Genomic DNA, 14,757 nt, shown 5'->3' on the forward strand with positions numbered 1-14,757 from the left:
GGCGGGCGTCGCCGCGCCGCCGGTCCACGCGTCCTTGGTCCCCTCCGGCCAGCCGCCCTGCGGGACAAGGGAGTCCACCAGCGGGTGCTCCGGGGCGAGGACCATGAAGGTCGCGCCGAAGAGGGTGTCGGGGCGGGTCGTGAAGACCTCGATGCCGTGCTCGACGCCGTCGGCGCCCTGCGTCGCGAAGGTCACTGCAGCGCCCTCGCTGCGACCGATCCAGTTGCGCTGCATGGCCTTGACCTTGTCCGGCCAGTCCACGCGGTCCAGGTCGTCGGCGAGCCGGTCGGCGTAGGAGGTGATGCGCATCATCCACTGGCGCAGGTTGGCCTTGAAGACCGGGTAGTTGCCCCGCTCGGAGCGGCCGTCGGAGGTGACCTCCTCGTTGGCCAGGACGGTGCCCAGGCCCGGAGCCCAGTTGACCGGCGCGTGGCTGGTGTAGGCGAGGCGGTACTCGTCGAGGACGGCGGAGCGCTCGGCCCCGGACAGCTGCGACCAGGTGCGGGTCTCCCCCTTCGGCAGGGGGCGCTCACCGGAGGCGAAGGACTCGATGAGCTCGTCGATGGGCCGGGCCCGGCCGCGCCCACCGTCGGGACGCTCGGCGTCCTCGTCGTACCAGGCGTTGAAGATCTGCAGGAAGATCCACTGGGTCCACTTGTAGTAGTCCGGGTCGATCGTGGCGAAGGCGCGGCGGTCGTCGTGGCCCAGCCCGAGACGGCGCAGCTGGCGCTTCATCGTCACCATGTTGGCCTCGGTCGTCACCCGCGGGTGCTGACCGGTCTGGACGGCGAACTGCTCCGCCGGCAGGCCGAAGGCGTCGTAGCCCAGGCAGTGCAGCACGTTCTTGCCGAGCATCCGGTGGTAGCGCGCGTAGACGTCCGTGGCGATGTAGCCCAGCGGGTGGCCGACGTGCAGCCCGGCGCCCGAGGGGTAGGGAAACATGTCGAGGACGAGCATGTGGCCCTCGTGCTGGCTCACCCGCTCCGGCTCGGCCCACGGGCCGGCGGGGTTGGGCGCGCGGAAGGTACCGAGCTCCTCCCAACGGTCCTGCCAGCCGGTCTCGATCCGGCCGGCCATCTCCGCGGTGTAGCGGTAGGGCGTCTCGCTCATCTGTGCAGGTTCTCCCCGGGTTGACGGTCGGGGCTCAGACTACTTGCCGCCGGTCACCACCTCTGGTGCACCTCCTCGCACCACCCCATGAGGCCGGCGAAGGGGGTGACCCGGCCTCCTGGGTTGGTGAAGGTCCCCGACCAGTGGCCGAAGCACTGGTCGGTGTGCGAGGCGAGCACCAAGAGGTCGGTGTGCGATTCCTTGCGGTGGAAGGGGGCGAAGATCGCCTCGAGCCCGCCGCCGGTGACCCGCCACGGTTGCTGCCAGCGCTCGATGTCGTAGTCGAAGTCCAGCTCGACGGGGATGTGGTGCAGCCGCCCGTCGATGACGACCGCGTTCTCCGTCGACCCTGTCCCCTCGGTCCACCGGCCACCGACCTGCAGGCCGATGGTGCGCCCCTCGGTGGTGCCGGAGCCGGCACCCCAGTTCCACCGGATGTCGTGGGGCCAGCGCCCGCGGCCGTGGTCGAGGACCGCCCAGCTGGTGCCGGCAGGCAGCTCCACGCGGCGACCGTCGAGGACGAGGTGCCCGCTCGCCGGGCGGGCGACGTCCTTGACCGTGTACTGGAATCGGGTCTCGCTCCACGGCACGACGACCGCGAGGCGCTCGTGGCCGGGCGGCAGCTGCGCGAGGATGTCGATGACCGCACCGTCGATGGCAGCCCGCAGGCGGGTACCGCCCTCGACCTCGTCGATGTCGACCTCCAGCCCGCGGGTCCTCGCCCGTGCCGGACCCGTGCCCAGGGTCGCCGGCAGGGTGGCTCCGCGCGGCGGCACCAGAGCCGCCTGGCGGTGCCACTCCCGGCTGGAGTCGATCTCGTGGATCCACACCTCGTGGACGGCCGCGTAGTCGATGTGCGAGACGGTCACGCCGATCAGGTGGGTGGGGGTTACGACGCCCCAGTACTCCCAGCGCTTGTTGCGGCCTCGCCCACGGCCGATGCCGGCGGTCTCGACGAGGGGCTGGCGGGCCCAGCCGACGGCCGCCGGGTTGAGCCGCCCGTCGCTGCGGGTGAGGGACACGGGTGCGGTCAGCTCGGGCATGCCCGGGAATCTAGTGCCTAGGGTGTGCCCATGGCCGCTCTCGATCTCCCGGAGATCATCGACATCCACACCCACTTCATGCCCCAGCGGGTGCTGGACAAGGTCTGGGCCTACTTCGACTCGGCCGGCCCCCTCATCGGGCGGCCGTGGCCGATCACCTACCGCGAGGACGAAGGGGGCCGCCTGGCCGCCCTGCGAGCGCTCGGTGTGCGGGCCTTCACCTCGCTCAACTACGCGCACCGTCCCGGGATGGCGCCGTGGCTCAACGACTGGTCGACGCAGTTCGCCGCGCAGCACGCCGACGTCCTGCACTCGGCGACCTTCTACCCAGAGCCGGGAGCGGCGGAGTACACCGCGGCCGCGATCGAGGACGGCGCACGGATCTTCAAGGCGCACGTGCAGGTCGGTGACTACTCGCTGGCCGACCCGCTCCTGGACGACGTGTGGCCGGTGCTCGAGGGCAGCCGCACCCCGATCGTCATGCACGCGGGCAACGGGCCGGCGCCCGGCCGCTTCACCGGACCGCAGGCCGTGCGCGACCTGCTGCAGCGCCACCCGCGCCTCGTGCTCGTCATCGCCCACATGGGCATGCCCGACTACGACGACTTCCTCGACATCTGTGCCGAGCACCCCGACGTGCACCTCGACACGACGATGGCCTTCACCGACTTCACCGAGGAGATGTCCCCCTTCCCCCGCGAGCGCCTGGGCGACCTGGCCGCGCTCGGCGACCGGGTGCTCTTCGGCAGCGACTTCCCCAACATCCCCTACCCCTACAATCACGCGGTCGAGGCCGTACGGGGGCTGGGCCTGGGCGCCACGTGGGAGCGCAAGGTGTTGCACGACAATGCTGCTCGGCTCTTCGGCCTCTCAGCTGCGCAGGTGTGACAGCACCATCCCGATGGGGATGCTGACCGCGAGCACCAGCAGCATCCCGCGGTAGGCCATCACGGCCGCAGGCGGCACTCCCCGGGCCCGAGCTCTCAGGGCCAGGACCAGCGCGACGACGAGCAGCAGCGACCCGATGTCGACGAGCAGCGGCGTCGTGACGAGGGTGCCGCTGATCACGAGGGTGCTGCCGAGGTTCCACCCGGCCAGCTGCATCCAACCGGCCCGGTCGTCCGTGGCGTCAACCGCCCGCAACCGACCCATGACGTACTGGGCCACACCGACGACGAGCACGAGATAGGCCGCAGCCCAACTCCCCTTCGTCCAGTCCATCGGGCCGGTGACGGCCGCGACGAGCCCACCCAGGACCACACCCAGGGCACCCAGTGCGGTGAGCGCGCGAGCGGGCGTCACGCCCCCGTGCCGACGCTGAGGAGCACGACGGCGTCCTCGAGGGCCAGCAGGTCGTGACGGGCCGGCGGGATGATGAGCATCTCCCCCGCGCCGCCCTCCCAGGTCTCCTCACCGGCGCTCAGGCGCACCCGCCCCTGCAGCACCTGCAGCGTCGCCTCCCGCGGGCTGTCGTGCTCGGCGAGGGACTGGTCCTGCAGGAGGGCGATGAGGGTCTGGCGCAGCACGAAGTCGTGGTGACCGTGGACCGTCACCGCACTGCGTCCAGCGGACCCTTCCCGCGCCGTGCCCAGATGCTCTTGCGCCAGTGCGGTCAGTGATACGGACTTCATGACAACTCCTTCGACGGGGATGTGTCCTCCCATCTTGCTCCCTCCCGGAGCCGGTACGTTGCCGTCATGGGTCAACAACAGCGTCCGATCTCCTTCCTGCGTGTTCCCGACGTCGACGACGTGCCCGAGGGCGTCCAGCGTCTGTGGTCGAAGTCCAAGGAGGCCTTCGGCTTCATCCCCAATGTCTTTCGCGCACAGGCGCTCAACGGCGCCCAGTTCGAGGCGTGGTGGCGCTACTTCAACCTCCTGGTCAACAAGGAGGGCCACCTGAGCAATGCCGAGCGCGAGCTCATCGCGGTCGTGGTCAGCGGCATCAACCAGTGCACCTACTGCGCCGTCTCCCACGGGGCCGCCCTGCGCGAGTACTCCGGCGACCCGGTGATGGCCGACCTCGTCGCGGTCAACTGGCGCCAGGCGCAGCTGAGCGATCGTCAGCGGGCGATGGCCGAGTACGCCGAGCTGCTCACGACGGCGCCGGGATCCGTGGAGGCCGCCGACCTGGAGCCGATGCGTGAGGCCGGTCTGGACGACCACGAGATCCTCGAGGCGGTCCAGGTCATCGGGATGTTCAACATGACCAACCGCGTCTCCAGCGCCCTCGGCATGGTGCCCAACCACGAGTACCACGCGCAGGCGCGCTGAGCTCAGTCCTCGTCGGCGGTCCCCGGGTAGGTCACGCGGGTGCCGTCGACGACGGCGAAGGAGGTCAGCGTGTGCTCCTTGGGCGCGCTGTCCCCGATGATGTCCAGCACGCTCACCCCCCGCACGACCAGCGCGTCGCCGACGAGCGAGCGGTGACAGCGCCACGGCACCGCCTCGGCGCACATGATCACCGGTGACTCCTCCTCGGCGATCTCCAGCAGCTGGGTCAGGCCCCGCTCGAACTCCTCGGTGCCCATGTGGTCGGCATAGCCCTGGAAGGAGGCATTGCGCCACTCCGTGTTGACCGAGTCCGGTCGGCGCTTGCGCAGACCACCGAGCTCCTCGATGTGCGTGTACCCGAGCCCGGCCTCGGCCAGGGACGCGGCGAGGGCGTCATGCCAGTACTGCGGGTTGTGCCGCGACTTGGGCACGGTGCGGATGTCCACGACCCGCGTGATGCCGAGCTCACGCAGCAGCTCGATGAACTCGTCGACGGGCCGCGTCGAGTGACCGATGGTGTGGACGGTGCTCATCCACCCATCATGCACGCGATCGGTGCGTGCGCAGGACGCCCCTGACGACGACGCCGACGACGATGGCCCAGAAGGCCGCGCTGATGCCGGCGATGGCGATCCCCGACGCCGCGATGACGAAGGTGGTGATCGCCGGGACGTGGTCCGCAGGCTCGGCAAGAGCCGCCTTGAGCGACACCGCGAGCGTGCCCACGAGCGCCAGGCCGGCCACCGCCGGGACAACTCCTTCGGGGGCCAGCGAGACGAGCGCGGCCAGGGCGGCGGAGGCGACGCCGATCGGGATGAGGAGCACGCCCGAGGTCACGCTGGCGATCCACCGCCGCGAGGTGTCCTCCCCCGCCTCCGGCCCGGCGGCGAGCGCGGCGCTGATCGCCGCGAGGTTGATCCCGTGGCCACCCGCCGGAGCGCCGACGACGGTGCCGACACCCGTGACGAGCATCGAGCGCTGCCACGGCACCTCGTACCCGAAGCCACGCATGACGGCCATGCCCGGGACATTTTGCGAGGCCATCGTCACGAGGTAGAGCGGGAGGGCGATGCCGACCAGTCCCCCGATGGTGAAGGCGGGAGCGGTCAGCTCCAGCCTCGGCACGAGGGTCGCCGCCTCGAGGGGCGTCCCCGAGCGCGCGAGGTGGACGGTGATGACGACGGCCGCGGCGACGAAGGCGAGCGGCGAGGCCCACCGCGGCAGGACGCGCAGCGCGACCAACCAGACCAGAACGACGGGTCCGACGGCCCACGGGTTGGCCGCCATGCCCGTGACCGGGCCGAGGCACAGCTGCAGGACGATGCCGGCCAGCATGGCCTGCGCGATCGAGGTGGGGATACGGGTGATGAGCGCGCCCAGTGCCGGCACGAGCCCGGTCATGAGGACGAGCACACCGGTGACGACGAAGGCACCGACCGCCGCGGCCCAGCCGCCGTCGACCGCGCCCGTGGAGGCGAGCAGGGCCGCCCCGGGCGTCGACCACGCGATGGTGATCGGCAGACGCGTGGACAGCGACAGGGAGATCGAGCCGAGTGCCATCAGGACCGTGACGGCCATGAGGCCGCTCGCGGCCTGGGCATGGCTCGCGCCGACCGCCTCGAGACCGGCCAGGACGATGACGAAGGCACTCGTGAAACCGACGAGTGCCGTGACCACCCCGGCGCCCACGGGTCGGAGGATGGCATCGCGCATGGACACAACCTAGACGTCGCCGGACAACGCAGAAGGCCCGGACCAAACGGTCCGGGCCTTCTGTACCACTGGTGGAGCTGAGGGGATTCGAACCCCTGACCCCCTCCATGCCATGGAGGTGCGCTACCAACTGCGCTACAGCCCCGAGTGGGTTTCCCCCGAAGGGGACTGCCAGACTATATCCATAGGCCCCCCTCGATCACCAAATCGAGTGGTGCTGCAGGCCTACAGCCCCTCGGCAGAGGCATTCCACTGGGTGATCCGCCACCCGGAACGGCCTTCTTCGAGGCTGGCCCAGTGGCAGTTGCCGAAGCCTCCGAGCACCCGCCACGCGGTGCTCTGGTCGAGCCCGACGAGCTCGGCGACGAGTGAGCGTCCGGTGACGCCGTGGGTGGCGATGACGACGCACTCCCCCGGGTCCATCGACGCCAAGAGCTCGTCGAGGGCAGCGCGGGTGCGCGCGCCGACATCGGCCAGGGACTCGCCGTGACCGCCGCGCTTGAAGTCCTCGCCGCTGATCAGCTTGTCGGCATCCTCCGGGTACTGCGAGTACACCTGCTCGGCCGTGAGGCCCTGCCAGCCGCCCGCGTGGATCTCGCGCCAGCGCTCGTCGGTGCTCACCGGGAGGTCGCCACTGGCGGCAGCCACCTCCTGCGCCGTGTCACGAGCGCGCATGAGGTCGGAGGAGACCACCCGCGTCGGACGAAGGGAGGCGATCGCCGCAGCAGCCGCGCGCGCCTGCTCACGGCCCAGGTCGGTCAGCTCGTGGTCGAGCTGTCCCTGCCAGATGCCCTTGAGGTTGGAGCCGGTCTGACCGTGCCGCAGCACGATGAGGCGACGGGGATCCCCCTTCGTCCCGCCGGAGGCCTCGGCCGAGACCCGCCGGGGCGCCTGGCTCACTGCTCGTCAGCGGTCTGCTGCGAGCCCACCGCCCCGAGGTCCAGGTGCGGGCAATCCCGCCACAGGCGCTCGAGGTCGTAGAAGTCCTTTTCGTCGTCGTGCTGGCAGTGCACGACGACGTCGCCGAAGTCGAGCAGCACCCAGCGACCGGGGCCGTGGCCCTCGCGGCGCAGCGTCTTGACGCCGGCCTCCTCGCGCAGGGTGTCCTCGACCGCCTCGGAGATCGCCTGGACCTGACGCTCGTTGTCGGCGGAGACGACGACGAAGATGTCGGTGAGGGGCATCTGGGCGGACACGTCGAGTCCGGTGATGGTGGTCGCGAGCTTGTCGGCCGCTGCGCGGGCAGCGAGGGTCGCAAGGTCGATGGCGTGCTGGGTGGCTACCACGGTGTGTCGGTCACTTCCGGTCGTCTGTGTAGAGCTCGTACTTGTTGATGTACTGCACGACGCCGTCCGGCACGAGGTACCAGACTGGTTCGCCGTCGCTGACGCGCTGGCGGCAGTCGGTGGAGGAGATCGCCATGGCGGGCACCTCCTGGAGGGTCACCTTGTCCTCGGGCAGGCCCGACTCGCTCAAGGTGTACCCGGGACGGGTGACGCCGATGAAGTGGGCAAGATCCCACAGCTCGTCGACGTCCTTCCACGACAGGATCTGGGCCAGGGCGTCCGCGCCGGTGATGAAGAAGAGCTCGTCATCGGGGCGCAGCCGTCGCAGGTCGCGCAGGGTGTCGCTGGTGTAGGTCGGGCCATCGCGGTCAAGGTCGACCCGGCTGACGGTGAACCGCGGGTTGGACGCGGTCGCGACGACCGTCATCAGGTAGCGGTGCTCAGCCGGACTGACCTGCTTGTCGGCCTTTTGCCACGGCTCACCCGTCGGCACGAAGACGACCTCGTCGAGGTCGAAGCGCGACGCCGCCTCACTGGCGGCGACGAGGTGGCCGTGGTGGATGGGGTCGAAGGTCCCACCCATCACGCCGAGGCGCTTGCTCAGTGGTGGTCCCCGGCGTCGTGCCCGTGGTCGTCGTGGGCGACGGTGTTGTGCGCGGCGGGCAACTTGGTCGCGGCCTGACGGAAGGCGAAAAGGACGCCGAGCATCATCGCGAAGATCAGCAGGGCGAACACGCCGTAGAGCCAGGCGGGGGCGGGCAGCGGGTTGTGGTGCCCGGACTCGGCGACGACGGAGGCGAAGGTGCTCAGCATGCGTCCCATGCTACCCGGACGTTGTCCACCGCCGTCATCCACAGGGCTGTGGGTGACGACGAGGACAACCCGGTCTTCCTGTGGACATGTCTGTGGGTGGTGTCCGCTCGGCGATGAATGCCCGCTGCTGTTGCCGTGGAGCACCCGGGACGCGTAGAACAGACCTCACACCGCGGCCGCTCGAGGAGGGTGCCCACCCGCTCTCGGGGGCCGGCAGGACCACAGGGATAACGACATTGCACGTCCGCGCGGGTCACACCCGTGCCGGGCATCGGCGACTCGAGCAGTGTCGGCGCCTCCTGGTCCACGTGTCACCGCGACGTCGCGACGTCGTGCCTGCAGTCGCCGCAGGGCCCGCGAGGGAACGTGCCACGGACACGGTCGAGGGCCTTCTCCGGGATGGAGAAGGCCCTCGGCCTGTATCTGGGGCGGTTGGTCAGCCCCGCTGGTCAGCCGCGGACCTGGCCGTCGCCCTCCACGACCCATTTGGTCGTCGTCAGCTCCGGCAGCGCCATCGGGCCGCGCGCGTGCAGCTTCTGGGTCGAGATGCCGATCTCCGCGCCGAAGCCGAACTCTCCACCGTCGGTGAAGCGCGTGGACGCGTTGACCATCACGGCGGCCGCGTCGACCTCCGCGGTCCACCGGCGCGCGGCAGCGCGGTTCTCCGTCACGATCGCCTCGGTGTGCCCCGAGCCGTGGCGGCGCACGTGCTCCATGGCGGCATCGATGTCGTCGACGACCGCGACCGACATCTCGAGATCCAGGTACTCCGCGTCGAAGTCCTCGTCCGTCGCCGGGTGGACCTCGACCCCCTCCGGCGCGAGCTGCGCGGTCACGGGGTCGCCGTGCAGGGCGACCCCCGCTCCGGCGAGCTCGGCCAGGGCCTTGGGCAGGAAGTCGGCCGCGATGTCGCGATGCACGAGCAGGGACTCGGCCGAGTTGCACACGCTCGGACGGTGGGTCTTGGAGTTGACGGTGATGGCCAGCGCCTTGCCGAGGTCTGCCGCCGAGTCGACGTAGACATGGCAGTTGCCCACGCCGGTCTCGATGACGGGGACGGTCGACTCCATGACGATGGCCCGGATCAGGCCTGCTCCCCCGCGCGGGATGAGCAGGTCGACGAGCCCGCGGGCCGTCATCAGCGCAGTGACCGCGTCGTGACCGCCCTCGAGGAGCTGGACGGCGTCCTGCGGCAGCCTCTGCGCCGTCAGCGCCGATCGCAGGGTGTCGACGAGGGCCCGGTTGGTGCTCGCCGCGGCGGAGCCACCACGCAGGATCATCGCGTTGCCGGACTTCAGCCCCAGACCGGCGGCATCGACGGTGACATTGGGTCGGGCCTCGTAGATCATCCCGACCACGCCCATCGGCACACGCACCTGACGGATCTGCAGCCCGTTGGCCAGGGTCGAGCCCCGGACGACCTCCCCCACGGGGTCGGGCAGGGCAGCCACATCGCGCAGGGCCTGAGCGACGGCCGCCACGCGGTCCGCGTCCAGGGTCAGGCGGTCGAGGAGGCCGGTGGCCATTCCCCCTGCGCGTCCCCGCTGCAGGTCCTCGGCGTTGGCCGTGACGACCTGGTCGGTGGCTGCGTCGACGGCGTCGGCGAGCGCCAGGAGGGCGGCGTCCTTGTCGGCGCGGGTGAGCAGGGCGAGGTGGCGCGAAGCGGTGCGGGCCCGCTGGGCGAGCTCCCGGACGACGGCGGTGCTGTCACTCATGGCCACAGGGTAGGCCGAGGCGGTGACAGAATGCCGGGGTGACCACGATTCTCTCCATCCAGTCCCACGTCGCCTACGGACACGTCGGCAACTCCGCGTCCGTCTTCCCCATGCAGCGCCTCGGTGTCGAGGTCTGGCCGGTGAACACGGTGAACTTCTCCAACCACACCGGGTACGGCGCGTGGCGCGGCCCGCTCATGGACCCGGCCGATGTCGCGGATGTCGTCACGGGCATCGGTGAGCGCGAGGCCTTCAGCGAGATCGACGCCGTCATCTCCGGCTACCAGGGTGGCGAGGGCATCGGCGCGACCATCCTCGAGGCGGTCGCCAAGGTCAAGGCCGCCAACCCCGAGGCGATCTACGCGTGCGACCCGGTCATGGGCAATGCCGCGACCGGCTGCTTCGTCCACGAGTCGATCCCGATCCTGCTGCGCGAGCAGGTCGTCCCGATGGCCGACCTGATCACCCCCAACCAGTTCGAGCTGGGCTTCCTCACGCGGACCGAGCCGCAGACGCTGGAGGAGACCCTCGCGTCCGTCGATGCCGTCCGCGCGATGGGACCGAGCACCGTGCTCGTCACCTCGGTGCTGCGCCCCGACCGGCCCGAGGGCACCATCGAGATGCTCGCCTGCCACGACGACGAGGCGTGGATCGTGCGCACCCCGCACCTGCCGCTCAAGGCCAATGGCTCCGGTGACGTGACCGCCGCGCTCTTCACCAGCCACTGGCTGCGCACCCGGTCCCTGCAGGAGTCCCTCGGCGCGACCGTCTCGGCCGTCTTCGACCTGCTGCAGCTGACCCTGGACTCCGGCAAGCGCGAGCTGCAGCTGGTCCAGGCGCAGGAGTCCTATGCCCACCCGCAGATGCAGTTCGAGGTCACGCAGGTGCGCTGACCCCCGGGGATCAGGCCTTGCGGCCGAGGCTCTCGAGGAAGGGCCATCTGGTCTACAGCCCGGGCTCGCTGCCCCGCCGCTGTCGTTCACCCGGCATCCCCATCCGGGGTTGGCGTCGATGTGCAGGGCTGGCGTCGATCCATGAGGTTGGCCGACGACACAACGTCAGCCAACCCTGTGGATCGACGCCGGGTCGCCGAGGGAAGTCACGGCCCGGTCTCGCAGCGCGAGCGGGCTCACAGCAGCGCGAGGTGGTCCCGGTGGATGACCTCGCGCTCGTACTGCGGGCCGATGGCCTGGGCCAGCTCCTTGGTGCTGCGGCCCATGAGGTGGGGCAGCTCGCCGGAGGTGTAGTTGACCAGGCCGCGGGCGATGACCGTGCCGTCGGGTCCGACGACGTCGACGGGGTCGCCGTCGACGAAGGACCCGGTGCACCCGGTGATCCCGGCGGGCAGCAGCGAGCGACCACGATCACGCAGGGCCGTGACGGCGCCCTCGTCGATCTGGATGGATCCGCGAGGCGTGGTCGCGTGGGCCAGCCACAACGCGCGGGAGCCGCGCTTGCGCCCGTGGGGGCGGAAGAATGTCCCGACGTCCTCGCCCGCCAGCGCCTCGATGACGCGGTCGGCCGAGGTCAGCACCGCAGGGATCCCGGCAGCGTTGGCGATCGTGGCGGCCTCGACCTTCGTCGTCATGCCCCCGGAGCCGACGGCGGAACCGGTGCCACCGATGGAGATCTCCTCGAGCTGCGCCGGGTCGGACACCACGGTGACGCGCTCGGCGCCCGGTGCGCCAGGCGCAGCAGTGTAGAGCGCGTCGACGTCGGTGAGCAGCACGAGTGCGTCGGCGTGGATCAGCTGGGCGACCAGGGCCGCCAACCGGTCGTTGTCGCCGAAGCGGATCTCGTGCGTGGCCACCGTGTCGTTCTCGTTGACGATCGGGATGACCCCTAGGTCGAGCAGCGAGTCGAAGGTGCGCTTGGCATTGGTGTAGCTCGTGCGACGGGTGATGTCGTCGACGGTCAGCAGCACCTGTCCGATGAGGTGACCGTGCCGACCGAAGGCCCGGTCGTAGGCCGACAGCAGCACGCCCTGCCCGACACTGGCAGCCGCCTGCTGGCGGGCGAGGTCGCGCGGGCGGGTGCTCATGCCGAGCGGTCCGATCCCCGCCGCGATCGCGCCCGAGGAGACGAGCACGATCTGGGTGCCCTCGCTGCGCCGCCCCGACAGTGCGTTGACGAGCGCGGCGAGGCGCGCGAGGTCGAGCTCTCCCCCGACGGCGCTCGTCAGTGACGACGAGCCGACCTTGACGACGATGCGCCGCGCGCGGGCGACCGCCCCGCGGGCATCGGCCGCCATCAGTCGTCCTCGGTCCAGTGCCCGGCCTGGCGCTCGGTCCACAGGCCCTCGCGGGCTGCGGTCTGCGCGTCCTTGCGGGCGTGGAACTCCTCGCGGCGCTCCTGGGTCGTGCGACGCGAGTTGTCCTCGAAGCGCAAGTCGGTGCCACGACCGCCGAGCAGCTCGGCCCCACCGACGATCGTCGGCTCCCAGTCGAAGACCACGGCGTTGTCCTCGGGCCCGATGAGCACGGTGGAGCCGGAGACGGCCCCGGCCTTGGTCAGGTGTTCCTCGACCCCGGCGCGGTTGAGCCGGTCCGCGAGGTACCCCACGGCCTCGTCGTTGGCGAAGTCGGTCTGGAAGACCCAGCGGGTGATCTTGTCGCCGACCACGTGGAAGACCTCGCCCTCCGGGGTGGTCTCCTTGCGCACAACGAAACCGGCGTCGTCGACGGCCTTGGGTCGCAGGATGGTGCGCTGCGGGACGATGTCGACGGCGATCTCCGCGCGGGCGGCCTTCACGTGGCGGGCCATGGCGAAGGTCAGCTCCTTGAGCCCGGTGTGTGCGACGGCAGAGACGATGAAGACCTCCAGGCCGCGCTCCTCCAGGTCGGCCTTGACCATCTCGGCCAGGTCCAGGGCATCGGGGACATCGGACTTGTTGAGCACGACGATCCGGGTGCGCTCGGACAGGGGCTTGCCGCCGAGCGTCTCGTCGGCGACATAGGCGGCCAGCTCCTCCTCGATGACATCGAGGTCGCTCATCGGGTCGCGTCCCGGGTCGAGGGTGGCGCAGTCGATGACGTGGACGAGGACCGAGCAGCGCTCGACGTGGCGGAGGAACTCCAGGCCCAGGCCGCGCCCTTCGCTCGCCCCGGGGATCAGCCCGGGCACGTCGGCGACGGTGTAGCGCGCATCCCCCGCCGTCACCACTCCGAGGTTGGGCACGAGGGTCGTGAAGGGGTAGTCGGCGATCTTGGGCCGGGCCGCGGACAGCACCGACACGAGCGAGGACTTGCCGGCGCTCGGGAAGCCGATGAGGGCGACATCGGCGAGCGACTTCAGCTCCAGGATGATGTCCGTGGACTGGCCGGGCTCGCCGAGCAGGGCGAAGCCGGGCGCCTTGCGACGGGCGCTCGAGAGGGCCTTGTTGCCCAGGCCTCCGCGGCCGCCCTGGGCGGCGACGAAGCGGGCACCGGGCGCCACGAGGTCAGCGAGGACATCGCCGTGCACATCGGTGACGACCGTCCCGGCCGGCACCGGCAGGACGAGGTCGCCGCCGTTGGCGCCGTTCTTCTCGTCGCCACCCCCGGGCGCACCATTGGTGGCCTTGCGGTGGGGGCTGCGGTGGTAGTCGAGGAGGGTCGTGACCTGGTCGTCGACGAAGAGGATGACGTCTCCGCCGTGCCCACCGTTGCCTCCGTCGGGACCGCCCAACGGCTTGAACTTCTCGCGGTGGATGGAGGCCACCCCGTGACCGCCCTTGCCGGCCTCGACGTGCAGGGTGACGCGATCGACGAAGGTCGTCACGACCTCACCTCTTCTTCATCTGTGGGTTGGTGCAGGTACGACGAAGGGGGCAGGTCAGCGGACCCGCCCCCTTCGCTCACGCAATGCGCTGTGTCAGCCGGAGACGCCGGCCGAGACGACGTTGACGACCTTGCGGCCGCGCTTGGTGCCGAACTGCACCGCGCCGTCCGCCAGGGCGAACAGCGTGTCGTCGCCACCGCGACCGACATTGTCGCCCGGGTGGAAGTGGGTGCCGCGCTGGCGGACGATGATCTGGCCGGTGCCGACGATCTCGCCGCCGTACCGCTTCACACCGAGGCGCTGGGAGTTGGAGTCGCGACCGTTACGGGTCGAGGACACACCCTTCTTTGATGCCATGTCAGTGGTTCCTAACTACTCGAAGAAGGCTCAGGCCTTGATGTCAGTGATCTTGAGCTGGGTCAGCGGCTGACGGTGACCCTGACGCTTGCGGTAACCCGTCTTGTTCTTGTACTTCATGATCGTGATCTTGGGGCCCTTGGCGGCACCCAGGATCTCGGCCGTGACGCTGACCTTGGCCAGCTTGTCGACGTCACTGGTCACGGTGGACCCGTCGACGACGAGGATCGGCTTCAGGTCGATGCTGTCGCCAGCCTCACCCTTGATCGAGTTGATGAGGATGGTGTCGCCGACGGAAACCTTCTCCTGGCGGCCACCCGCGCGAACGATCGCGTACATCAGTGGAACTCACTTTCGGTTGCAAGTGCACTCGCTCTGTCTGACCGGCCAACAGTCCCCGTGCTTGAGGCACGAAGCGTCCGCTCGGTGGGCGCACCAAGAGCAAATACTACCGGCCACCCTCACCTGCAGCAAAACGCAGGACGAAGGGGGTGACCGGCAGCTGTTGTGCTGGGCTCAGGCCTGCGGCGGGCCTGCCTGCGAGGTCACGCGCTTGCGCTTGGGTCGCGCAGGTGCAGCCGGCTCGGGGTCGGCCACCGGGGTGGTCGGAGCCTCGCCCGACTCCCCCGCCACCTTGGTGATCGGAGCGGCAGCCGTCTCGACGGGAGCCGTGAGGTCCACCGGCGTC

General features: G+C 70.3%; 18 protein-coding genes and 1 tRNA gene. 3 read left to right on the forward strand and 16 right to left on the reverse strand.

Translation table 11 applies throughout. The annotated features are described in order from the left end of the window. Positions 1-1,110 (reverse strand): class I tRNA ligase family protein (locus JLI01S_RS15090; RefSeq protein ID WP_157074997.1); only part of this gene is annotated, 1,110 nt, incomplete at its 3' end. 53 nt (positions 1,111-1,163) lie between these two features. After that, positions 1,164-2,153 (reverse strand): DUF2804 domain-containing protein, encoded by a 990-nt coding sequence (locus JLI01S_RS15095; protein ID WP_068266128.1) that lies wholly within the window; start codon positions 2,151-2,153, stop codon positions 1,164-1,166. Between the two features lie 30 nt (positions 2,154-2,183). Between JLI01S_RS15095 and JLI01S_RS15100 the strand changes: the two genes are divergently transcribed. Next, complete coding sequence (locus JLI01S_RS15100) at positions 2,184-3,041, forward strand: amidohydrolase family protein (RefSeq protein ID WP_068266130.1); 858 nt, start codon at positions 2,184-2,186, stop codon at positions 3,039-3,041. Here JLI01S_RS15100 and JLI01S_RS15105 read toward each other — a convergent pair. Together JLI01S_RS15105 and JLI01S_RS15110 are read right to left on the reverse strand one after the other, a co-directional pair. Continuing rightward, positions 3,024-3,455, reverse strand: coding sequence for a hypothetical protein (locus tag JLI01S_RS15105; RefSeq protein WP_068266132.1), 432 nt, complete (start codon positions 3,453-3,455; stop codon positions 3,024-3,026). The genes JLI01S_RS15100 and JLI01S_RS15105 overlap by 18 nt on opposite strands. Beyond that, positions 3,452-3,784: a cupin domain-containing protein gene (locus JLI01S_RS15110; RefSeq protein WP_068266134.1), complete on the reverse strand. Its 333-nt coding sequence runs from the start codon at positions 3,782-3,784 to the stop codon at positions 3,452-3,454. The genes JLI01S_RS15105 and JLI01S_RS15110 overlap by 4 nt, the downstream gene beginning before the upstream one ends. A 66-nt stretch (positions 3,785-3,850) precedes the next feature. Here JLI01S_RS15110 and JLI01S_RS15115 point away from each other — a divergent pair, with 66 nt between their 5' ends. Further along, the gene (locus tag JLI01S_RS15115; RefSeq protein ID WP_068266139.1) at positions 3,851-4,426 is read left to right on the forward strand and encodes a peroxidase-related enzyme; all 576 of its coding nucleotides are present in this window, start codon (positions 3,851-3,853) and stop codon (positions 4,424-4,426) included. Between the two features lie 2 nt (positions 4,427-4,428). Here JLI01S_RS15115 and JLI01S_RS15120 read toward each other — a convergent pair whose 3' ends face one another. The 8 genes from JLI01S_RS15120 to JLI01S_RS15155 all read right to left on the reverse strand — a co-directional run bounded on the left by JLI01S_RS15120 (position 4,429) and on the right by JLI01S_RS15155 (position 9,953). Then, positions 4,429-4,959, reverse strand: a complete 531-nt coding sequence (locus JLI01S_RS15120) for a DUF488 domain-containing protein (RefSeq protein WP_068266140.1) — start codon at positions 4,957-4,959, stop codon at positions 4,429-4,431. Positions 4,960-4,966: 7 nt separating this feature from the next. Next, positions 4,967-6,139: a benzoate/H(+) symporter BenE family transporter gene (locus JLI01S_RS15125; RefSeq protein ID WP_068266141.1), complete on the reverse strand. Its 1,173-nt coding sequence runs from the start codon at positions 6,137-6,139 to the stop codon at positions 4,967-4,969. A 69-nt stretch (positions 6,140-6,208) separates the two neighbouring features. Beyond that, a tRNA-Ala gene (locus tag JLI01S_RS15130) sits at positions 6,209-6,284 on the reverse strand. Positions 6,285-6,364: 80 nt separating this feature from the next. Further along, the gene (locus JLI01S_RS15135; RefSeq protein WP_068266143.1) at positions 6,365-7,039 is read right to left on the reverse strand and encodes a histidine phosphatase family protein; all 675 of its coding nucleotides are present in this window, start codon (positions 7,037-7,039) and stop codon (positions 6,365-6,367) included. Further along, positions 7,036-7,425 (reverse strand): ribosome silencing factor, encoded by a 390-nt coding sequence (gene rsfS / locus JLI01S_RS15140; RefSeq protein ID WP_068266148.1) that lies wholly within the window; start codon positions 7,423-7,425, stop codon positions 7,036-7,038. The genes JLI01S_RS15135 and rsfS overlap by 4 nt, the downstream gene beginning before the upstream one ends. A 10-nt stretch (positions 7,426-7,435) precedes the next feature. Next, positions 7,436-8,029, reverse strand: coding sequence for a nicotinate-nucleotide adenylyltransferase (nadD, locus tag JLI01S_RS15145; RefSeq protein ID WP_055992743.1), 594 nt, complete (start codon positions 8,027-8,029; stop codon positions 7,436-7,438). Further along, entirely contained in the window at positions 8,026-8,238 is a 213-nt protein-coding gene (locus tag JLI01S_RS15150; RefSeq protein ID WP_157074998.1) for a hypothetical protein, read from the reverse strand. The genes nadD and JLI01S_RS15150 overlap by 4 nt, the downstream gene beginning before the upstream one ends. Before the next feature lie 449 nt (positions 8,239-8,687). Then, a complete protein-coding gene (locus JLI01S_RS15155) occupies positions 8,688-9,953 on the reverse strand; it encodes a glutamate-5-semialdehyde dehydrogenase (RefSeq protein WP_068266158.1) in 1,266 nt (421 codons plus the stop codon). 38 nt (positions 9,954-9,991) lie between these two features. Between JLI01S_RS15155 and pdxY the strand changes: the two genes are divergently transcribed. Beyond that, positions 9,992-10,846, forward strand: a complete 855-nt coding sequence (gene pdxY / locus JLI01S_RS15160; RefSeq protein ID WP_068266160.1) for a pyridoxal kinase PdxY — start codon at positions 9,992-9,994, stop codon at positions 10,844-10,846. A 236-nt stretch (positions 10,847-11,082) separates the two neighbouring features. Here pdxY and proB read toward each other — a convergent pair whose 3' ends face one another. The 4 genes from proB to rplU form a co-directional block, all read right to left on the reverse strand. Beyond that, positions 11,083-12,204, reverse strand: coding sequence for a glutamate 5-kinase (gene proB / locus JLI01S_RS15165; RefSeq protein ID WP_068266167.1), 1,122 nt, complete (start codon positions 12,202-12,204; stop codon positions 11,083-11,085). Beyond that, complete coding sequence (gene obgE / locus JLI01S_RS15170) at positions 12,204-13,712, reverse strand: GTPase ObgE (RefSeq protein WP_068266170.1); 1,509 nt, start codon at positions 13,710-13,712, stop codon at positions 12,204-12,206. The genes proB and obgE overlap by 1 nt, the downstream gene beginning before the upstream one ends. Positions 13,713-13,805: 93 nt before the next feature. Then, a complete protein-coding gene (gene rpmA, locus JLI01S_RS15175; protein WP_068266172.1) occupies positions 13,806-14,069 on the reverse strand; it encodes a 50S ribosomal protein L27 in 264 nt (87 codons plus the stop codon). A 30-nt stretch (positions 14,070-14,099) separates the two neighbouring features. Continuing rightward, positions 14,100-14,408 (reverse strand): 50S ribosomal protein L21, encoded by a 309-nt coding sequence (gene rplU, locus JLI01S_RS15180; protein WP_068266174.1) that lies wholly within the window; start codon positions 14,406-14,408, stop codon positions 14,100-14,102. Between the last annotated feature and the right edge of the window lie 349 nt (positions 14,409-14,757).

The sequence above is a fragment of the Janibacter limosus NBRC 16128 genome, assembly GCF_001570985.1.
GTDB classification, from domain to species: Bacteria; Actinomycetota; Actinomycetes; order Actinomycetales; family Dermatophilaceae; genus Janibacter; species Janibacter limosus.